The sequence below is a fragment of the Streptomyces iranensis genome (assembly GCF_017874715.1).
Lineage (GTDB): Bacteria > Actinomycetota > Actinomycetes > Streptomycetales > Streptomycetaceae > Streptomyces > Streptomyces iranensis.
Window position 1 is genome coordinate 1 of record NZ_JAGGLR010000025.1, and the last position, 19,932, is coordinate 19,932.

Annotated in this window: 19 protein-coding genes and 1 pseudogene; 10 read left to right on the forward strand and 10 right to left on the reverse strand. The window is 71.8% G+C overall.

Annotated features, from left to right (window positions below; translation table 11 throughout):
- The first annotated feature begins 1,032 nt into the window (after window positions 1-1,032).
- Window positions 1,033-1,605 carry a histidine phosphatase family protein gene (locus J2Z30_RS36890; RefSeq protein ID WP_044568667.1) on the forward strand — a complete coding sequence of 191 codons (573 nt, stop codon included), beginning with the start codon at window positions 1,033-1,035 and terminating at the stop codon, window positions 1,603-1,605.
- Window positions 1,606-1,629: 24 nt separating this feature from the next.
- On the opposite strand, the pseudogene J2Z30_RS51895 reads toward J2Z30_RS36890, so the two are convergent.
- Window positions 1,630-2,093 (reverse strand): annotated as a pseudogene (locus J2Z30_RS51895) (GNAT family N-acetyltransferase).
- Between the two features lie 138 nt (window positions 2,094-2,231).
- Between J2Z30_RS51895 and J2Z30_RS36900 the strand changes: the two are divergent.
- Window positions 2,232-4,451, forward strand: coding sequence for an NADP-dependent isocitrate dehydrogenase (locus J2Z30_RS36900; RefSeq protein WP_044568666.1), 2,220 nt, complete (start codon window positions 2,232-2,234; stop codon window positions 4,449-4,451).
- 106 nt (window positions 4,452-4,557) lie between these two features.
- Here the strand turns inward: J2Z30_RS36900 and J2Z30_RS36905 are convergent, their stop codons facing one another.
- Complete coding sequence (locus tag J2Z30_RS36905) at window positions 4,558-5,748, reverse strand: PP2C family protein-serine/threonine phosphatase (protein WP_078957271.1); 1,191 nt, start codon at window positions 5,746-5,748, stop codon at window positions 4,558-4,560.
- 174 nt (window positions 5,749-5,922) lie between these two features.
- Complete coding sequence (locus tag J2Z30_RS36910; protein ID WP_044568664.1) at window positions 5,923-6,510, reverse strand: TetR/AcrR family transcriptional regulator; 588 nt, start codon at window positions 6,508-6,510, stop codon at window positions 5,923-5,925.
- Between the two features lie 70 nt (window positions 6,511-6,580).
- Here J2Z30_RS36910 and J2Z30_RS36915 point away from each other — a divergent pair, with 70 nt between their 5' ends.
- Window positions 6,581-7,483: an NADP-dependent oxidoreductase gene (locus J2Z30_RS36915; RefSeq protein WP_044568663.1), complete on the forward strand. Its 903-nt coding sequence runs from the start codon at window positions 6,581-6,583 to the stop codon at window positions 7,481-7,483.
- A gap of 6 nt (window positions 7,484-7,489) precedes the next feature.
- On the opposite strand, the gene J2Z30_RS36920 is transcribed toward J2Z30_RS36915, so the two are convergent.
- Window positions 7,490-8,077, reverse strand: a complete 588-nt coding sequence (locus tag J2Z30_RS36920) for a TetR/AcrR family transcriptional regulator (protein ID WP_052701281.1) — start codon at window positions 8,075-8,077, stop codon at window positions 7,490-7,492.
- 107 nt (window positions 8,078-8,184) lie between these two features.
- Here J2Z30_RS36920 and J2Z30_RS36925 point away from each other — a divergent pair, with 107 nt between their 5' ends.
- The 6 genes from J2Z30_RS36925 to J2Z30_RS36950 all read left to right on the forward strand — a co-directional run bounded on the left by J2Z30_RS36925 (window position 8,185) and on the right by J2Z30_RS36950 (window position 13,911).
- Window positions 8,185-8,952: an SDR family NAD(P)-dependent oxidoreductase gene (locus tag J2Z30_RS36925; protein WP_044568662.1), complete on the forward strand. Its 768-nt coding sequence runs from the start codon at window positions 8,185-8,187 to the stop codon at window positions 8,950-8,952.
- Between the two features lie 70 nt (window positions 8,953-9,022).
- Window positions 9,023-10,051 carry an N-acetyl-gamma-glutamyl-phosphate reductase gene (gene argC, locus J2Z30_RS36930; RefSeq protein ID WP_044568661.1) on the forward strand — a complete coding sequence of 343 codons (1,029 nt, stop codon included), beginning with the start codon at window positions 9,023-9,025 and terminating at the stop codon, window positions 10,049-10,051.
- Window positions 10,048-11,202 (forward strand): bifunctional glutamate N-acetyltransferase/amino-acid acetyltransferase ArgJ, encoded by a 1,155-nt coding sequence (gene argJ / locus J2Z30_RS36935; protein ID WP_044568659.1) that lies wholly within the window; start codon window positions 10,048-10,050, stop codon window positions 11,200-11,202. Before argC ends, argJ begins: the two co-directional genes overlap by 4 nt.
- Window positions 11,199-12,152, forward strand: a complete 954-nt coding sequence (gene argB, locus J2Z30_RS36940; protein ID WP_044568657.1) for an acetylglutamate kinase — start codon at window positions 11,199-11,201, stop codon at window positions 12,150-12,152. Before argJ ends, argB begins: the two co-directional genes overlap by 4 nt.
- Window positions 12,149-13,351, forward strand: coding sequence for an acetylornithine transaminase (locus tag J2Z30_RS36945; protein WP_044568655.1), 1,203 nt, complete (start codon window positions 12,149-12,151; stop codon window positions 13,349-13,351). Before argB ends, J2Z30_RS36945 begins: the two co-directional genes overlap by 4 nt.
- An 8-nt stretch (window positions 13,352-13,359) precedes the next feature.
- Window positions 13,360-13,911: an arginine repressor gene (locus J2Z30_RS36950; protein WP_044568653.1), complete on the forward strand. Its 552-nt coding sequence runs from the start codon at window positions 13,360-13,362 to the stop codon at window positions 13,909-13,911.
- Between the two features lie 120 nt (window positions 13,912-14,031).
- Here the strand turns inward: J2Z30_RS36950 and J2Z30_RS36955 are convergent, their stop codons facing one another.
- On the reverse strand, window positions 14,032-15,060 hold the full coding sequence (locus J2Z30_RS36955; RefSeq protein WP_044581154.1) for a bile acid:sodium symporter family protein: 1,029 nt from the start codon (window positions 15,058-15,060) through the stop codon (window positions 14,032-14,034).
- Between the two features lie 66 nt (window positions 15,061-15,126).
- Window positions 15,127-15,717, reverse strand: coding sequence for a pyridoxamine 5'-phosphate oxidase family protein (locus J2Z30_RS36960; RefSeq protein ID WP_044568652.1), 591 nt, complete (start codon window positions 15,715-15,717; stop codon window positions 15,127-15,129).
- Window positions 15,718-15,768: 51 nt separating this feature from the next.
- Here J2Z30_RS36960 and J2Z30_RS36965 point away from each other — a divergent pair, with 51 nt between their 5' ends.
- Window positions 15,769-16,167, forward strand: a complete 399-nt coding sequence (locus J2Z30_RS36965; protein ID WP_044568651.1) for a DUF488 domain-containing protein — start codon at window positions 15,769-15,771, stop codon at window positions 16,165-16,167.
- An 18-nt stretch (window positions 16,168-16,185) separates the two neighbouring features.
- Here the strand turns inward: J2Z30_RS36965 and J2Z30_RS36970 are convergent, their stop codons facing one another.
- From J2Z30_RS36970 to J2Z30_RS36985, 4 genes are all read right to left on the reverse strand, one after another.
- Entirely contained in the window at window positions 16,186-16,926 is a 741-nt protein-coding gene (locus J2Z30_RS36970; RefSeq protein WP_044581152.1) for an FAD:protein FMN transferase, read from the reverse strand.
- A gap of 47 nt (window positions 16,927-16,973) precedes the next feature.
- Window positions 16,974-17,450 (reverse strand): FMN-binding protein, encoded by a 477-nt coding sequence (locus J2Z30_RS36975; RefSeq protein WP_044568650.1) that lies wholly within the window; start codon window positions 17,448-17,450, stop codon window positions 16,974-16,976.
- Between the two features lie 13 nt (window positions 17,451-17,463).
- Entirely contained in the window at window positions 17,464-18,792 is a 1,329-nt protein-coding gene (locus tag J2Z30_RS36980; protein WP_044581151.1) for a ferredoxin reductase family protein, read from the reverse strand.
- Between the two features lie 195 nt (window positions 18,793-18,987).
- A complete protein-coding gene (locus tag J2Z30_RS36985) occupies window positions 18,988-19,842 on the reverse strand; it encodes an endonuclease/exonuclease/phosphatase family protein (protein WP_044568649.1) in 855 nt (284 codons plus the stop codon).
- Between the last annotated feature and the right edge of the window lie 90 nt (window positions 19,843-19,932).

Below are 19,932 nucleotides of genomic sequence, written 5' to 3' on the forward strand. Positions count from 1 at the left end.
GGGCTGCGCCCCAGATCCCGGCCCGGGGTTGCGCCTCAGGTCTCGGGCTGGGGTTGGGCCTCAGACCCCGAAACCGGGGCTGCGCCTCAGACCCCGAAACCGGGGCTGCGCCCCGAGACCCCGAAACCGGGGCTGCGCCCCGAGACCCCGAAACCGGGGCTGCGCCCCGAGACCCCGAAACCGGGGCTGCGCCCCGAGACCCCGGCCCGGGGTTGCGCCTCAGGTCTTGGGCCGGGCTGCGCCTCAGGTCCCGGGCCGGGTTGCGCTTCAGGTCTCGGCGCGGGGCTGCGCCCCAGACCTCAGTCCGGGGCTGCGCCTCAGGTCTCGGGCCGGGTTGCGCCTCAGGTCCCGGGCCGGGTTGCGCCTCAGGTCTTGGGCCGGGTTGCGCCTCAGGTCCCGGGCCGGGTTGCGCCTCAGGTCCCGGGCCGGGTTGCGCTTCAGGTCTCGGCGCGGGGCTGCGCCCCAGACCCCAGTCCGGGGCTCGCCTCAGGTCCCGGGCCGGGTTGCGCCGCAGACCCCGGAGTGGGGTTGCGCTCCAGGTCTCGGCCCGGGGCTGCGCCTCAGGCCCCTGGCCGGGGCTGCGCCCCAGACCCCGGGCCGGGGTTGCGCCTCAGGTCTCGGCCCGGGGCTGCCCCCCAGACCCCGGGCCGGGGTTGCGCCTCAGGTCTCGGCCCGGGGCTGCGCCTCAGATCTCGGCCCGGGGCTCCGCCCCTTTCCGCGGCATCGATATGCGGGTCCGCCGCGTGGCGGGGCTTCGCCCCAGGCCGCAGGCCACGGGGTCCAGGGGCAGAGCCACTGGTAACGGGAAGGGGCGGGGAGGGGAAAGATCCGCCGGGCACCCCGTAAGCGCTCCGCCGCGAATGCCCTGGTCTGCCGTCGATCGGCTGCGGCGCCGTCGTGGCCGGTCGCGCCCACGTGGTGGAGTCGCACATCGACACAGCCCCGCGCCCCTTCGGGCGCGCACACGGGAAGGCCCTGCTCTTCTCCTGGGTACGGGCCCTGGAGCCGCGGCCGTGACCTTACGATGCCGGGATGACGTTTCGGCTGACGCTGGTCGCCGCCGGCCGCAGCTCCTCCCGGCTGGGGGAGCGTTTCGGTGACGACCGGCCGCTGGATTCGGAGGGCCGGCTCGCCGCCGAGCGCGCGGCCCCCGGGCTGCTGCCGCTGGCCGCGGCGGAGCTGCGCTACTGCTCGCCGTCGACCCGCAGCCGGGAGACCGGCGACGCGCTGGGCTTCACGCCACTGGTCCAACTCGCGCTGCGCGATTGCGACATGGGCCGCTGGGCGGGCCGCTCCCTCGCCGATGTGATGGCGCGCGAACCCACGGAGGTGGACGCCTGGCTCGGCGATCCGCGCTCCGTACCGCACGGCGGGGAGTCGCTGCACGCGTTCATCATGCGGATCGGCGGCTGGCTGGACACCCGCCCGGCCGAGGACCACGCAAAGATGGTGGCCGTGGCCGACCCCGGGGTGGTCCGCGCCGCCCTGATGTACGCGATCAAGGCGCCGCCGCACTGCTACTGGAACGTCGACATCCGTCCGCTCTCCACGGTCACCCTCACCGGCCGGGCGGGCGAGTGGCGGTTGCGCGTGGACGGTACGTGACACGAACGCTCCCCGGGTCCCCGCTCACGGTGTGAGCTCCTCGGCCGGCAGATCCATCAGCAGGCCGTCGTGCCACGTACCGTCGGCTCCGCGCTCATAGGACCGCATGACGCCGACGGGCCGGAAGCCGACCTTGCCGTAGCAGCGGATCGCGGCGGCGCTGCCGGCCGCCGGGTCGATCACGACCCGGTGGTGGCCGTGGTCGGTGATCAGATGGCGGGCCAGGGTGCGTACGGAGTCGGTGCCCAGCCCCCGCCCGCGCACCGCCGGGTCCACATAGATGTCTGGATGATGTCGATACGTAGCGGGAGGTAGTCCTGATCGGCCTCGGCCGACCACTGGACGAAGCCGATCACCGCACCCTCGCACTCGATGGTCAGCTGCTCGGCGCCGGGCTCGGCCAGATCCTCGCGCACCGCCGTCACCAGGGAGGGAACATCGGAAGGGACGGTGGGGCGCGGCACCACCCGCGCGCCCCGCAGGGTCATCGGCACGGACCGGACGATCCCATCGGGGCGCGGGCCGTGACCAGGGCGCGGCTCTCTGCCCAGGGCCCTTTCGGGAAAGCACTCGGCACCAGATATCTTGATGTCGAGCAATGTTGCAGACGTGGAGCGGAGCACCCGGTGACTGACTCGACCATCATCTATACGCACACGGACGAGGCCCCTGCCCTCGCGACGTACTCGTTCCTGCCGGTGATCGAGGCGTATGCCTCCACGGCCGGGGTCGGCGTGGAGAGCCGGGACATCTCCCTGGCGGGCCGGATCATCGCCCAGTTCCCCGAGCACCTGGAAGAGGGCCAGCGCATCCCCGACGCCCTCGCCGAGCTGGGTGACCTTGCCAAGACCCCCGAGGCCAACATCATCAAGCTGCCGAACATCTCGGCCTCGATCCCGCAGCTGAAGGCCGCGGTCGCCGAGCTGCAGCAGCAGGGCTACGCACTGCCGGACTACCCGGACGACCCGAAGACCGACGAGGAGCGGGAGATCCGCGCCCGTTACGACAAGGTCAAGGGCTCCGCGGTGAACCCGGTGCTGCGCGAGGGCAACTCCGACCGCCGCGCCCCCGCCTCGGTGAAGAACTACGCCAGGGCCAACCCGCACCGCATGGGCGCCTGGACGGCCGATTCCAAGACCAATGTGTCCCACATGGACACCGACGACTTCCGCTCCACCGAAAAGTCCGTGGTGATCCCGGAGGACGGCTCGCTGCGCATTGAGCTGGCGGGCGACGACGGCTCCACCACCGTGCTGCGCGAGTCCGTACCGGTGCTGGCGGGCGAGGTCGTGGACGCCTCCGTGATGCGCGTCGCGGCGCTGCGCGAGTTCCTCTCGGCGCAGGTGGCCCGCGCCAAGGCGGAGGGCGTGCTGTTCTCGCTGCACCTGAAGGCCACGATGATGAAGGTCTCCGACCCGATCGTCTTCGGCCACGGCGTACGCGCCTTCTTCCCCAAGACCTTCGCCGAGCACGGTGAGACCCTCGCCGCCGCCGGTCTGACCCCGAACGACGGTCTGGGCGGCATCCTGAAGGGCCTGGAGGCCCTGCCCGAGGGTGCGGCGATCAAGGCGTCCTTCGACGCCGAGCTCGCCGAGGGCCCGGAGCTGGCCATGGTCGACTCCGACCGCGGCATCACCAACCTGCATGTGCCGTCCGACGTCATCGTCGACGCCTCCATGCCGGCCATGATCCGCACCTCCGGCCACATGTGGGGCCCGGACGGCGGGGAGCACGACACCCTCGCGGTGATCCCGGACAGCAGCTACGCCGGGATCTACCAGGCCGTCATCGACGACTGCCGCGCCCACGGCGCCTTCGACCCGGCCACCATGGGCTCGGTGCCCAACGTCGGCCTGATGGCGCAGAAGGCCGAGGAGTACGGCAGCCACGACAAGACCTTCGAGATCCCCACCACCGGCACCGTCCGCGTCCTGGACGGGGCGGGCAACGCGGTCCTCGAGCAGGTCGTCGGCGCCGGTGACATCTTCCGGATGTGCCAGACCAAGGACGTGCCGATCCAGGACTGGGTCAAGCTGGCCGTCACCCGCGCCCGCGCCACCGGCGACCCGGCCGTCTTCTGGCTGGACGAGGGCCGCGCCCACGACGCCAACCTCATCGAGAAGGTCAAGGCGTATCTGCCGGAGCACGACACCGAGGGCCTGGACATCAGGATCCTGGCCCCGGTCGAGGCGATCAAGCTCTCCCTCGAGCGGATCCGCCGCGGCGAGAACACGATCTCGGTCACCGGCAACGTCCTGCGTGACTACCTGACCGACCTGTTCCCGATCCTGGAGCTGGGCACCAGCGCCAAGATGCTCTCGGTCGTCCCGCTGATCAACGGCGGCGGTCTGTTCGAGACCGGCGCGGGCGGCTCGGCGCCCAAGCACGTCCAGCAGCTGGTCAAGGAGAACTACCTGCGCTGGGACAGCCTGGGCGAGTTCCTGGCCCTCGCGGTCAGCTTCGAGCACCTCGCGCAGAAGACGGGCAACGCGCGGGCCCAGGTCCTCGCCGACACCCTCGACCGGGCGACCGGCACCTTCCTGGCCGAGAACAAGTCGCCCAGCCGTCGCGTCGGCGGTATCGACAACCGCGGCAGCCACTTCTACCTGGCCCTGTACTGGGCCCAGGAGCTGGCCCAGCAGACCGACGACGCCGACCTGGCCAAGGCGTTCGCCCAGCTCGCCGACACGCTCTCCACCCAGGAGCGGACGATCGTCGACGAGCTGCTCGCGGTGCAGGGCTCCCCGGCCGACATCGGCGGCTACTACCAGCCCGACACCGCCAAGGCCGCGGCCGTCATGCGCCCGTCCGCGACCCTCAACCAGGCCCTCGCCACCCTCGGCTGACCCGCCTGACGCACCACCGCACCACACCGCACCGCACCGCACCGCACCGCCCCGTCCGGCACTCGCCCGGCCGGGGCGGTCCCCTTCTCCCGTCTCGTACGGGTGGCTACGTGGAGGGGAGGCCCATCAGGGCGGCGGCCTGATCGGTGGGGCCGGGCACGGGGCCCAGCCATTCGCAGAGCAGGACGGTGGCATCGTCCTGGAGATGGCCGTCGTGGTGGGCCATGACGGCGCGGATCAGGCGGCGCAGGGTCTCCGGGACGGGCAGCCCGTCGGCGTGCTGCCGGACGAGGAAGTCGACGAACCGGGTCAGGCCGAACTCGCGGCCGCCGGGGCGCCGCGCCTCGGTGATGCCGTCGGTGTAGAACACGAGACGGTCGCCGGGCTGGAGCTGCTCCCGGCACAGCGTGGCCTCCAGCCCCAGGCCCATGCCCAGGGGAAGGCCCGGCGGGCATCGCAGATGGGTGGTCCAGCGGCCGCCGCGGATGACCAGCGGCGGGTGGTGGCCGTAGGTGACCCAGTGCAGCTCCCCGCTCCGGGTGTCCAGCTCGGCCAGGATGCCGGTGGTGTAGCGGGCCCCGTGGAACTGCTCGACGAGCACCTCGTCGATCCGCCGGCCGGTCTGCAGCAGGCCGACGCGCCGCCGACGGGCGTTGCGGCACGCTCCCAGGGCGAGGTTGGCGGTCAGCCCGGCGGCGGTGTCGTGCCCCATCGCGTCGAAGACCGCCAGGACCACCGTCGGCCCGTCGGTGGCGTAGTCGTAGGCGTCCCCGCTGATCTCGAGCGCCGGCTCCATGACGGCAGAGATGGCCACCCGGCCGTCCGCGTAGCTGGTCTGTGGCATCAGGCGCCACTGCATTTCGGCCGCGATGGTCATCGCCTCGCTGCCCACCAGCCGGGCGAAGGCGTCGCTGTAGTCGCGCTTGCTGACCACGATGAGCGCCACGAGGGCGGAGAGCAGTTTCATGTCCTCGCGGGCCCGTGCGTCGTCGGTGGCCGTGGTGACGCGCAGCAGACCGATCCGCTCGGTGCCGTCCAGCAGCGGCACCCACCACTGGTGGCGGCCCGGCTCGGCGGGGGCCGCGGGCAGCACCTCCCCGTACTGGTAGGCCCGGCCCGGCACGGTGCCCTCGACCTTCAGCTCCTCCGGTTCCCCGCCCGCAGGCCTCTCGGTGGCCTCCGCGGTCAGCCGGCGCAGCACGCGCCGCCGCACATCGGCGAGGTAGATCACCACCTGGTCGATACCGGCGCACGCCGCGTGCTCGGCCACGGCGGCCGGCAGCATCTCCAGCGGCATCAGATGGCTGGCGGCCAGCAGCTCGCCGAGCAACCGCCTGCTGCCCGACTCCCGACTCCGGTCCGTCACGACCGCTCCCTCTCGTCCGAGGCCGCGGATCGCGGCCCGGCACCCCCTTCAGTGTCGCGCGGAACGGTTCCTCACGTACGTCGAGTCACGTACGTCGAGAACGAGTCACATAAGTGGAGAAGGTGAGGCGGTCTCCCAGGCCGCCTCGATCATCCGGAAGATCTCGTCCACCGCGGCCTCCGGATCGGCCGCCTCACGGGCCAGCGCATAGGCGTCGATCACGAACCTCGCGATCGTCCGGCAGGCCGTCGTGGTCTGTGACCGGCCGGGGTCGGCGGCGATGGCCGTGGCCAGCGACTCCGCATGGCGCAGCCGCATCGACTCCTCGTACTCCCGCAGGGCGGGCGATGCGTCGATCATGTGCCAGACCGGGGCGGCGCCGTCCGCTGTGCAATGGCGCACCAGGGCATGGATCTCGCGGCGCAGCGTGGGGAGGAGCGGTTCGTGCGGCGCCCGGCCGGTGACCGCCTGTGTGAGGCGTTGCTCGAAGTCCTGGTCCTGCTCGAACACCAGGGCCTCTTTCGAGGCGAAGTGGGAGAAGAGCGTGGTGACGGCCACATCGGCCTCGGCGGCCACGTCACGGATGCCCACCGCGTCGTACCCGCGTTCCAGGAAGAGCCGCAGGGCGGCATCAGCGATCTTCTGACGGGTCGCGGCCTTCTTGCGCTCACGGCGTCCGGGCGGCACGGTCATGGTCTCACGCTATCAGATGCAAAACCAGAACCGTTTTTAAACCCTAACCGTTAGTGTTACGGTCGGCGGCATGAAGAGAGTGAGCTTCGCCGAGTTCGGCGGTCCGGACGTTCTGCAACTCATAGCCGCCGAGGAGCCCCACGCGGGCCCCGGCCAGGTGCGTATCGCCGTGCGGGCGGCGGGCGTGAACCCCGTCGACTGGCGGATCCGTGAAGGCCAGGTCCTGGGGGCCCATCCGGTCGAGCTGCCCTCCGGAGTCGGGCTGGACGCCTCCGGGGTGGTGGACGAGGTCGGCGAGGGTGTCGAAGGGGTCGAGGCCGGAGACCATGTGTTCGGCGAGGGCTCGAGCACCTACGCCGAATTCGCCGTGCTGTCGGCCTGGGTCCGGATGCCCGAGGGGCTGACGTTCGAGGAGGCGGCCGGGTACCCCTCCGTGGTGGAGACCGCGCTGCGCGTCATCCGCGAGGTCGGTGTGCGGTCCGGGCAGACGCTGCTGGTCAGCGGTGCGTCCGGGGGCGTCGGATCGGCGGTGCTGCAGATCGCCCGCGACCGCGGCATCACGGTGATCGGCACGGCCGGGGCCGCGAACCAGGACTATCTGCGGAGCCTGGGGGCCGTCCCCACGACGTACGGCGAGGGCTGGGTCGAGCGGGTGCGGCGGCTCGGCCGGGTCGACGCGGCGCTCGATCTGGCCGGTTCGGGGGTGATCCGCGAGCTCGTCGAGCTGACCGGGGATCCGCGGAAGGTGATCTCCATCGCCGATCTCGGCGCGCCGGAGCTCGGTGTCCGATTCTCCGGCGTGGCCGGGAGCGTGCCGGAAGCGCTTGCCGAGGCCGTCGACCTCATCTCGCGGGGGAAGCTCCACATCCCGGTCGAGAAGTCATATCCGCTCGCCGAGGCCGCGGCGGCGCACGTCGACAGCCAAGCCGGTCATACGCGCGGACGCCGGGTCATGATCATTGGAGTGGGGTGATCGGGCTCAGACGCGGGCAGTTCCCGTTCGAAGGCCGGCGAGCACCGTGCCGAGCAATCGGTCGGTCAGGTTGTCGTCGGCGTCGATGCCGAGGCAGGAAGGGGATGTCGCCGCGAGTGAGCCCGCGAGGAAGGGTAGGTCCTGCCATCGCGCGTCAGGGTGCATGGCTCCCGCTTCCTGGGCGCGCTCGCCGATGCGGCGGAGTTGCTCGCGTACTCGCGCCTGGCTGTCGGCATGGACTTCTGCCGCCGCTCCTGGATGGTCGTTGAGGAGCTCGAAGAGGCCGCGGTGGCGTGCCTGGTGCTCCACGAGAAGGCGCAGCGCGTCTCGCAGCCCCTGCGCGGGGTCCGCTTCGGCGGCTTGTCGGAGGCCGTCGAGGACTTCGTCGAGTACGTCACCGAGCACGGCCGAGAGCAGTTCCTCGCGGGAGGCGAAGCGACGGTAGAACGTCGCTTGACCCAGTCCGGCACGTCGCACGATCTCGTTCACCGACACCCCCAGGCCCAACTCGGCCACCGCGTGCCGGGCGACCTTGATCAGAAGTTCGCGGTTGCGCAGGGCGTCGGCGCGCGCGGGGGTTTCTGCATCGGGCATGCAGCCAGCCTACCCCCGGAAACGGTTAGCCCCTCTCCGTTTGTGCTATGTTGCAAACGGAGAGGGGTTCTCCGTTTTATGGCCGAGAGACCGCGAGGGGTAGAGGCATGGGAAAGCTTGACGGGCGCACGGCGCTGATCACGGGAGGCAGCGAAGGGCTCGGCCGTGCGATCGCCACGGCATTCGCCGCGGAGGGGGCCGACCTGGTGCTGCTTGCCCGCGATCCGGACAAGCTGGCGAAGGCGGCTCACGAACTGAGCGGCGAGCAGGTCACGGTGCATACTCTTGCCGTGGACCTGGCCGACGTGCCGGCGATGCCCGATGCGATCGCTCGGCTCGATGTCGATATCGACATCCTCGTCAACAACGTCGGCCTGGCCCGCATGAAACCGCTGGCCGACGTCACGCTCGACGACGTGGAGACCATGGTGACCTTGAATCTCACCGCGCCCTTCCGCCTCATTCAGCTCCTGCTGACCTCTCTTGTCGCGGCGCAGGGCACCGTCATCAACATGTCCAGCTACTGGGCCAACACCATGGTCGCCGACCGCCCCTCCAGCATGTACTCGGCGACCAGGGGGGCCATCGAGTCCCTCACCCGCGCCCTCGCCAACGAGCTGGGCCCCAGCGGTGTGCGGGTCAACGCCATTGCTCCCGGTTCCGTGGCCACACCCACCTTCGACCGTCAGTACCTCGGCCCGATGGCACCCGAGCAACGCACCGACTACGAGCGGTATGTGCGGCGCGCCTACCCCATCGGACGCATCGGCCGCATGGAAGAGATCGCGAACGCGGCCCTCTACCTTGCCTCCGACCAGTCGTCCTGGACGACCGGTGCCGTCCTCCAGGTGGACGGGGGCCTCGCTCTTCGGTGACGAGGGCTCTCGTTGCATAAAGCTGTCGTGGAACGTATAGTCATGCCATCATCTAGGGAGGACGACGGCGATGGCCATACGTGCTGCGGTGGCGGGCGCGAGCGGATACGCGGGCGGGGAACTGCTGCGGCTGCTGCTCGCCCACCCGGAGGTGGAGATCGGCACCCTGACCGGCAACTCCAACGCCGGGCAGCCCCTCGCCGGGCTGCAGCCCCATCTGCTCCCGCTGGCCGGGCGGGTGCTCGAGGCCACCTCCGCCGAGGCGCTGGCCGGGCATGACGTGGTCTTCCTGGCGCTGCCGCACGGGCAGTCCGCCGCCGTGGCCGAACAGCTCGGCGACCAGGTCCTGGTCATCGACTGCGGCGCCGACTTCCGGCTGAAGGACGCGGCGGACTGGGAGCGGTTCTACGGTTCGCCGCACGCCGGCACCTGGCCCTACGGCCTGCCCGAACTGCCCGGCGCCCGCGCCGCGCTGGAGGGCACCAAGCGCATCGCGGTGCCGGGCTGCTACCCCACCGCCGTCTCCCTCGCGCTCTTCCCGGCGTACGCGGCCGGGCTGCTGGAGCCCGAGGCGGTCATCGTCGCCGCCTCCGGGACCTCGGGCGCGGGCAAGGCGCCCAAGCCGCATCTGCTGGGCAGCGAGGTCATGGGCTCGATGAGCCCGTACGGCGTCGGCGGCGGCCACCGGCACACCCCCGAGATGATCCAGAACCTGTCCGCCGCGGCGGGGGAGCGGGTGTCGGTCTCCTTCACCCCGACCCTCGCCCCGATGCCCCGCGGCATCCTCGCCACCTCCAGCGCCAAGGCCAGGCCCGGAGTCACCGGGGAGAGCCTGCGCGCCGCGTACGACAAGGCGCTGCGGGACGAGCCGTTCGTCACCCTCCTCCCCGAGGGCCAGTGGCCCTCCACCGCCGCCGTTTACGGATCCAACGCCGCGCTGCTCCAGGTCGCCCATGACGAGGCGGCCGGCCGCGCCCTCGTGATCAGCGCCATCGACAACCTCACCAAGGGCACCGCGGGCGGCGCGGTGCAGAGCATGAACATCGCCCTCGGCCTCCCCGAGGAGCTGGGACTTTCCACGATCGGAGTCGCTCCATGAGCGTTACGGCAGCCCAGGGCTTCACGGCCTCCGGCGTCGCGGCAGGGATCAAGGAGAACGGAAACCCCGACCTCGCACTCGTGGTGAACACCGGCCCGCGCCTCTCCGCCGCGGCCGTCTTCACCTCCAACCGCGTCAAGGCCGCCCCCGTCCTGTGGTCCGAGCAGGTCATCAAGGGCGGTCAGGTCTCGGCCGTCGTTCTCAACTCCGGTGGCGCCAACGCCTGCACCGGCCCGCTGGGCTTCCAGGACACCCACGCCACCGCCGAGAGGGCCGCGGAGGCCCTCGGCCACAGCGCGGGCGAGGTCGCCGTGGCCTCCACCGGGCTCATCGGCGTCCGGCTGCCCATGGACGCGGTGCTGTCCGGAGTCGGCAAGGCCGCCGAGGCGCTCTCCCCGCACGGCGGCGAGAAGGCCGCGATCGCCATCAAGACCACCGACACCGTCCACAAGACGGCCGTCGTACAGAGCCCCGCCGGCTGGACCGTGGGCGGTATGGCCAAGGGCGCCGGGATGCTGGCCCCGGGCCTGGCCACCATGCTCGTCGTCCTCACCACCGACGCCGATGTGGACCCCCCGGGGCTGGACACCGCGCTGCGCGCGGCCACCCGCACCACCTTCGACCGGATCGACTCCGACGGCTGCATGTCCACCAACGACATGGTGCTGCTGATGGCCTCCGGCGCCTCCGGTGTCGCCCCCGATGCCGCGGAGTTCGCCGAGGCGGTCCGCGAGGTCTGCGCCGATCTCGCCCGCCAGCTGATCGGGGACGCCGAGGGCGCCTCCAAGGACATCCGGATCGAGGTCGTGGGCGCGGCCACCGAGGACGACGCGGTGGAGGTGGGCCGCTCCATCGCCCGCAACAACCTCCTCAAGTGCGCCGTCCACGGCGAGGACCCCAACTGGGGGCGGGTGCTCTCCGCCATCGGCACCACCTCGGCCGCCTTCGAACCGGACCAGCTCAATGTCGCGATCAACGACGTCTGGGTGTGCAAGAACGGCTCGGTGGGCGAGGACCGGGAGCTGGTCGACATGCGCTACCGCGAGGTCCGCATCACCGCCGACCTGGCCGCGGGCGGCGCCTCGGCGGTCATCTGGGCCAACGACCTGACCGCCGACTACGTCCACGAGAACAGCGCCTACGCCTCATGAGCCGGCCGACCGCCACCCGTAAGCACACCGCCCTGCCCAAGGCCCGCATCCTCATCGAGGCGCTGCCCTGGCTGACCCGGCACCACGGCAAGACCGTGGTGGTCAAGTTCGGCGGCAACGCCATGGTCGACGACGAGCTGAAGGCCGCCTTCGCTCAGGACGTCGTCTTCCTGCGCCACGCGGGCCTGCGCCCGGTCGTCGTCCACGGCGGCGGCCCCCAGATCAGCGCACAGCTGGACCGGCACGGTCTGGTGAGCGAGTTCAAGGCCGGGCTGCGGGTCACCACCGACGACGCCATGGACGTCGTACGGATGGTGCTGGCCGGACAGGTCCAGCGCGAACTGGTCGGGCTGCTCAACCGGCACGGCCCGCTGGCCGTCGGCATGACCGGCGAGGACGCCCATCTGATGTCCGCCACCAAGCACTTCGCCGAGATCGACGGCGAGCAGGTGGACATCGGCCGGGTCGGCCAGATCACCGAGATGGACACCGGCGCGGTGCGGGCCCTGCTGGACGACGGCCGGATCCCGGTCGTCTCCTCCATCGCCCGCAGCGCCGACGACGGCCATGTCTACAACGTCAACGCCGACACGGCCGCGGCCGCCCTCGCCGTCGCGCTGGGCGCCGAGACGCTGATGGTGCTCACCGACGTCGAGGGCCTCTACGCCGACTGGCCCAACAGCGACGAGGTGATCAGCAAGCTCACCGCGAGCCAGCTGGAGAAGCTGCTCCCGGAGCTGGCCAGCGGCATGGTGCCGAAGATGGAGGGCTGTCTGTACGCCGTGCGCCACGGGGTGACCACCGCCCGTGTGCTCGACGGGCGCGTACCGCACTCCATCCTGCTGGAGATCTTCACCGACGAGGGCATCGGCACGATGGTCCTGCCGGACGGGACCGCGATCGGCAAGGACGACCGGGACAGCAAGGGCGACAAGGGGGAGGACCAGTGAGCAACGCGGAGCTGAAGCGGCGCTGGGAGGGGGCGCTCATGGACAACTACGGCACCCCCCGCCTCCCGCTCACCCACGGCGAGGGCACCAAGGTCTGGGACGCGGACGGCAAGGAGTACCTCGACTTCGTCGGCGGTATCGCCGTCAACTCCCTCGGCCATGCCCACCCCGCCGTCGTCCGGGCGGTGTCCGACCAGGTCGCCACCCTCGGCCATGTCTCCAACCTCTTCGTGGCCGAGCCCCCGGTGGCGCTCGCCGAGCGGCTGCTCCAGCTCTTCGGCCGCTCCGGACGCGTGTACTTCTCCAACTCCGGCGCGGAGGCGGTCGAGGCCGCCTTCAAGATCGGGCGGCGCACCGGGCGCACCCACATGGTGGCCACCGACGGCGGCTTCCACGGCCGCACCATGGGCGCGCTGGCCCTGACCGGCCAGCCCGCCAAGCAGGAGCCCTTCCTTCCGCTGCCCGGCGATGTGACGCATGTGCCGTACGGGGACGTGGAGGCGCTGCGCGCGGCCGTCACCACCGAGACCGCCCTCGTCATCCTGGAGCCCATCCAGGGCGAGAACGGCGTCATCGTGCCGCCGGCCGGCTATCTGGCGGCGGCGCGGGAGATCACCCGGGCCACCGGCACCCTGCTGGTGCTCGACGAGATCCAGACCGGGATCGGGCGGACCGGGCACTGGTTCGAGCACCAGGCGCAGGGCGTCGAGCCCGATGTCGTCACCCTCGCCAAGGGGCTCGGCGCCGGGCTGCCCATCGGCGCCACCCTCGCCTTCGGGCCCGCGGCCGATCTGCTGACCCCGGGTCAGCACGGATCCACCTTCGGCGGCAACCCCGTCTCCTGCGCGGCCGGTCTCGCCGTCCTCGACACCATCGCCGCCGACGGCCTCCTGGACCGGGTCAAGCGGGCGGGGGAGCGGCTGCGCAACGGAATCGAGTCGCTCGACCACGCATCGGTCGCCCGGGTCCGCGGCGCCGGGCTGCTGCTCGGTATCGTGCTCACAGAGTCCCTCGCGCCGCAGGTGCAGAAGGCGGCTCAGGACGCGGGACTCCTGGTGAACGCGGTCGCGCCGGATGTGGTCCGGCTCGCCCCGCCGCTCGTCATCTCCGACGGCGAGGTGGACACCTTCCTCCGGGAGCTGCCCGCCGTCCTGGACGCCGCACATGAGGGAGACGGGGAACGACGAGCCGGAGACTGACGACACCGATGACCGAGGCGCAGCACACCGACGCGCAGGACGCGGGCCACGGCGGACCGGCCGTGCCGCAGACCCGCACCGCACGCCACCGCCGGATCGTGGACATCCTGAACCGGCAGGCCGTGCGCTCCCAGAGCCAGCTCGCCAAGCTGCTCGCGGACGACGGGCTCTCCGTCACCCAGGCGACGCTCTCCCGGGACCTGGACGAGCTGGGCGCGGTGAAGATCCGCAACACCGGCGGTGAGCTGATCTACGCGGTGCCGAGCGAGGGCGGCGACCGCACGCCACGCGCCCCGCTCGGCGAGTCGGCGAGCGAGGCGCGGATGGCCCGGCTGGCGGGTGAGCTGCTGATCTCGGCGGAGGCGTCGGCCAACCTCGTGGTGCTGCGCACTCCGCCGGGCGCCGCCCAGTTCCTCGCCTCGGCCATCGACTCGGCGGAGCTGCACGACATCCTCGGCACCATCGCGGGCGACGACACGCTCCTGCTGATCAGCCGCGACCCGCTCGGCGGCCAGGCGCTCGCCGACCATCTGCTGAGGCTGGCCCAGAAGGAGCGCTGAGGCGCCCTTAGGGGCGCGGGACTGTGTCGATATGCGGCTCCGCCGCGCGGGCGCGACCAGCCACGACGGTGCCGCGGACGTTCGACGGCAGGTCAGGGCACTCCCAGTGGAACGCTCAGCTCAGCCGTCGGCCGCCCGCTTCTCCGCCCCGCGGGCTCGGTACGACATCCAGGCCGCCACCACGGCCCCCGAGACGTTGTGCCAGACGGAGAACACCGCGGCCGGGAGCGCTGCCAGCGGGCTGAAGTGGGCGGCGGCCAGGGAGGCGGCGAGTCCGGAGTTCTGCATGCCGACCTCGAAGGCCATGGCCCGGCTGGCGGGCGCGCCCAGCCGGGCCAGCTTGCCGGCCCCGTACCCCAGCGCCAGGCCGAGCCCGTTGTGGAGCACCACGGCGAGCAGCACCAGCGCCGCCGCCGACTTGATGGCGTCCGCGCTGGCGGCCACCACGATGGCCACGATCACGCCGATGGTGACCGCCGACAGCCAGGGCAGCAGCCCCAGCACCCGCTGGATGAACCGCCCGGCGACCAGCCGTAGGACCAGTCCCCCGACCACCGGCAGCAGCACGGTCTTGAGGATGTCGGTGACCATCGACTCCGCGTCCACCGGCAGGAACTCCCCGGCAAGCAGCAGCGTCAGCGGCGGGGTGACCAGCGGCGCGAGCACCGTGGAGACGGTGGCGACCGACACCGAAAGCGCCACGTCGCCGCGCGCCAGATAGGTCACCACATTGGATGCCGTTCCGCTCGGCGCACAGCCGACCAGGATGACACCGGCCGCCAACTGCGGGGAGAGACCGAGGAGGTTGGCGATCAGCCACCCCAGCCCCGGCATGATCACATAGTGCGCGACCAGCCCGAGCGCCACCGCCCACGGACGCTTGGCCACACCGGAGAAGTCCCGTGGGGTCATGGTCAGCCCCATGCAGAACATGACCACGCCGAGCAGATAGGGCACGTTCGGCGCCCAGCCGCTGAAGGTGCCGGGCGTGGCGAGGCCCGCCGCGCCGGCGGCGAGGACAAGGAGGGGGAAGACGGTGACGGCCCGCCGGGCCGCCCGGTCGACGGCAGCGGGCTCCGGTGACGGCGAGGGCGCCTGCCCCGCCGTTGTCGGGGAGTTGTCCGCGGAGCTCTTCGATTCGGATCGCACCGCGTGATGGAACGCTTCCGGAGGCGGCTTCCGCAACACCGTCTCGTTATGTGGTCGCTACACCCACTATGTGGAACTCAGTGGCGGCAGCGGCAGCGGAAGCCCCGGCAGACCGTCGATGCTGCTGGCGATGTGCTCCTTCCTGTGGAAGTAGCGGTCCAGCGATTCGTCGTCCTCCCGCCGGAAGCGGGAGGCGTGCAGCGGGCGGTCCTCGCGGTAGTCCAGATACGGAACCGCGTAACCGCAGGTGTCCCGGATCAGCTCGGCCGTCACCACGATGATCGCCCGCAGCCCGTGGTCGTCGACATCGATGTCCGGGAAGTGCTTCAGCAGCACGGAGAAGCGTGGATCGTCACGGAACACCGGCTCGCCCCGGCCGTGCACGCGCACGATGTTCGGCGGGCCGGTGAAGGCGCACCACATCAGGGTGATCCTGCCGTTCTCCCGCAGATGGGCGATGGTCTCCGCGTTGCTGCCCGCGAAGTCCAGATAGGCCACGGTCAGTTCGTCGACCACGGCGAAGGATCCGACCAGCCCCTTCGGGGAGAGATTCACCGTGCCGTCCCCGGCCAGCGGGGCGGTGGCGGTGAAGAACATCTTCTGCTCTTCGATGAAGGTGCGGAGTCTGCCGTCGATACGTTTGTACACCTTTCCCATGTGGCGCATTATCCCTGCGGGTGATCGCCGGGTCGATGTTTCCATGGGCGTATGGCCACCAAGAAAGCCTCCGCGCGAGCGTCCGCGACCGGGCCCGCGATCCGGATCCGCCGGGTGTACGACGCCCCCGACCCGGACGACGGCACCCGTGTCCTGGTGGACCGCGTCTGGCCGCGCGGCCTCGCCAAGGCCGACGCCCAGCTGGACGAATGGGCCAAGGACGCCGCCCCGTCCACCGAGCTGCGCCGCTGGTACGGCCATGACCCGGACCTCTTCCCGGAGTTCACCAGCCGCTACCGCGCCGAGCTCACCACCCCCGAGCGCCGCGAGGCCGTCGCCCACCTCCGCGAGCTGACCGCCCCCGGCCCCCTGACCCTCCTCACGGCCGTGAAGGACCTCGACCACGGCCATGTCCAGGTGCTGGCCGAGGCGATCCGCGACCAGGAGTGAGCGCCGCCGAGACGGGCCTTACACGCATAGCTCCGCCGAATGGCGGGCGAAGCCGCTGGTGTGCCAGGTGGCGCCGTCCGCGGTGACGAGATAAGCCTCGGCGTCGGGGAGCCGTCCCAGCCAGGGGCGGGCGCGCTCGGCGCCCATGGCGCAGGCCGCGGTGGCCACGGCGTCCGCGTCGGCCAGGCTGGTGGCGATCACGGTGACCGAGGCCAGGCCCTGCGCCGGGGGGCGGCCGGTGTGGGGGTCCAGGATGTGGCAGCCCCGCTCGGCCGGGCCCGAGGTGGCCACCGCCAGTTCGCCGCGGGCCTCCACGATCGCCGCCAGCTCGCCCCGGCGCAGCGGATCGGCGATGCCCACCCGCCAGGGGCCGCCGTGCACCTGGACGTCGCCGCCGCCGTTCACACACACCGACCCGGCGCCCGAGGAGACCAGCATCCGGGCGGCGCGCTCCACCGCCCAGCCCTTGACCAGGCCCGTGGGGTCGAGCCGGCCACCGGCGTAGCGGGCGGTGAACCAGCCACCGCTGCGGTGCTCGGCGTCCTCGCACATCCGCAGCACGTCCCGGACCTCGGGATCGCAGCGCGACAGCGTCAGCTCACCGCGCCCCAGCCGGCTGATCTGGCTGTCCCGGCGATAGGTGGAGAACAGCTCGTCCACCCGGTGCAGCCCCACCACGGCCCCGTCCAGCGCGGCCTGCACCCGGGGCCGGTCGGCGGGCGCGACCTCGCGGATGTCGAAGGAGAAGACCGTGCCCATGACGTGCTCGACATGGCGCAGCGGCTCGGGTTCGTCCATTGGGTACGTCACTTGGCACCCGCCTTGTCGAGCGCGCTCTGCAGGGACTTGGCGTAGCCCTCGCTGGTGTAGGTGGCCCCGGAGACCGTGTCCACCTTCGCCGCGGACACCGCCTGCTGGTTGAGTTTCGGGATGGAGTCCTTGGCGATCTGATCGCTGCGCGGCCCGGAGTCCGGCGTCTTGACCGCCTGCGCGCCGGTGATCTTTCCGCCGTTGACGGTGAGGCTCACCTGGACCGGGCCGTACTGCGTCTGCACGGCGTCGCCGGTGACCGTACGGGCGCCGCCCGCACCCGTCCCGGCCCCCGCCCCGGCCTCGCCCGGCTGCGCCGTGGCCGCGACCGGGGGCGCCTGCCCCGGCTGGTTCTCGGCGACGGTCTGGCCGCCCCCCGAACCCGGCTGCTTCAGCGCGAGCAGCAGCACCACACCGGAGACGGTGGCGGCCGTTCCCACGACGATGCGGCGCAGCGGATGCTTCCTCTTCATGGCTTCACCTCGGTCACAGCTCGAAGGATTCGTGGTGGATCCGGCGATCCGGAACCCCGGCCTCACGCAGCGCCCCGTACGCGTGCTCGGCCAGGCCCGGTGGGCCGCACAGATAGACGTCGTGGTCCTCGATATCGGGGAGCAGATGGCCCAGCCGCTCCGCGGTGATCTCCGGCCGGGCGCCGTCCGGGCCGTTCACCGCGTACAGCAGCCGGGCCCCGCGCTCGGTCGCGATCTGCTTCAGCTCGTTCCACAGCGCCAGGTCCCCGACGCTGCGGGCCCGGTAGAGCAGGGTGAGGTCGCTGCCCTTGCCCGGCAGCGTCTCGAACAGCGCCCGGATCGGGGTGATCCCGGCACCGCCCGCGATCATCAGCACCTTGCCGCGGCTGCGCCGCGCCGCGGTCATCGCCCCGTAAGGACCCTCCGCCCACACCCGCGTCCCCGGCTCCAGCGAGGCCAGCCCCGTGCTGTGGCCGCCCACCGCCTTCACCGTGATCCGCAGCAGCTCCGGCCGGGGCGGCGCGGAGAGCGAGTACGGATGGGAGCCCCAGCGCATCCCCGGGGCCAGGAACCGCCATCGGAAGAACTGCCCGGCCTGCGCCCCGATCCGGTGTAGCTTGCGCCCCTTGATCAGCACCGACACCACTCCGGGCGCCTCCGGTACGACGGCCTCCACCCGCATCCGGTGCCGCAGATTCAGCCGCAGCGGCACCAGCAGCCGGTACCAGACCACCAGCGCGGTGACCGTGCCGTACAGCGCGTACCAGGCGGTCTCCGCGGTCTTGTTCCCGACGAACTCCGCGCCGGTCGCGAGCTGGTGCCAGAACGTCAGGAAGACCGCCAGATAGGTGAACAGATGCAGGTAGTACCACACCTCGTACGGCATCCGGCGGCGCACCATTCCCGCCGAGATCAGCCCGATCACCACCAGCATCGCGGTGCCGACCGCCGCCTTGATCATGTCCGGGTAGTCCATGACCACGGTGACGGACTGGTCGACGAGGCCGGTGCCCGCCTGCTCCGCGTAGCCCGCGATGATCAGCCCGACATGCGCCACGATCAGACACAGCGCGTACCGCCCGCTCAACGCGTGCCACCGCGCGACCCGGTCAGAGCCCACCCGCCGCTCCAGCGCCGGAACGCGCGCCATCTGGAGGACGACGAGGGCGAGGACATAGCCGCCGAGCAGCCCGCTGAGCCGCCCGGCGTGGGTCAGCCACTGCGCGGTGCCCTCGACGTTCGGAGTGTTCTGCCACCACAGCGACAGCACCGCCGCCGCACCTGCCAGGCTGAGCAGGATCAACGGCACGGCATGCGAACGGCGAGGCTGGATGCGGCGCATGGCCTGCCGCCGCCCGGCCCGGCTGTTCAGTAGCGTCGTCACGGCCTGTCCCCTTCCCTTGGGCTCCGGCGCAAGGGAATACGGCCCCGGGCGCGGGATGACTCAAAGGCCGCCGGGATTCACAGGTTTCGGCCGTGGCTCACAGATTTCGGCCGTGGTTCACAGGTCCGGCTCAGGATTCACAGGCTTCGGGCGTCACCGGCGGTGGCGCACGGGCAGCAGCAGATCGCTCACCAGCGGCAGGTGGTCCGACGCCTCCGGGTCCGCGGTGAACACCTGGGCGGTGAGCGGGCGCAGGTCGTGGGAGGGGAGGAGGAAGTCGATACGGGCGTGCGGGTCGAGGGAGTCGTAGGTGAAGCCGTCGCCGGTGCCGGCCTGGGGCCACACATCGCCCAGCACGTCGGTCAGGGTCCGGATCTCCGGGGTCCCGGCCGTGGCGTTCAGGTCGCCGACCAGGATGGTGCGCTCGGGGGAGGACCCGAGGAGCTCGACGATCCGGGCGGACTGCCGCTCGCGCTCCTGGTTGTCGTCGTGCTGCAGGTGCGTCACCGCGAACTCGACGCAGCCGCCGCGCACGTCCAGCGTGGCCCGGAGCAGACCGCGCTGCTCATGGCCGGGGACGAGCGGCAGATGGGTGTTGGTCCAGGACCGGATCGGCCAGTTGGAGAGCACCGCGGTGCCGTACTGACGGCGCGGCCGGCCGGGCTCCTCGGGGTCCAAGTCGAGGTTGGCGCCGAAGGCGTGCCGCATCCCCAGCCGCTCGCCCAGCCGGGCGGGCTGGTCGACGAAGCCGCTGCGCTTCCAGAACCGGTCGACCTCCTGCAGGCCGACGACGTCCACCCGCATGGCCTGGATCACCCGGGCCACCCGGTCCAGGTCCAGTACGTCGGCGGGACTCGCGCCGTGGTGGATGTTGAACGTGGCCACGCGCAGCGGCCGCGGGCCGGTGGCGGCGACCGCCACCCCGGACGTCCCGGCGGCGGTGACGCCGAGGCCGGCCGCCGCGGCGAGGAACCGGCGGCGGCTGGGGGCAGGGTTCAGGTGGGTCATGGCGGTCAGCGTGCGTTCCGGTTCCGAACGCCTTCCCACGGCGCCGTGAACGGCCTTGGGCGGGCGGGAGTCGTCTCGGCCGGAGTGGTC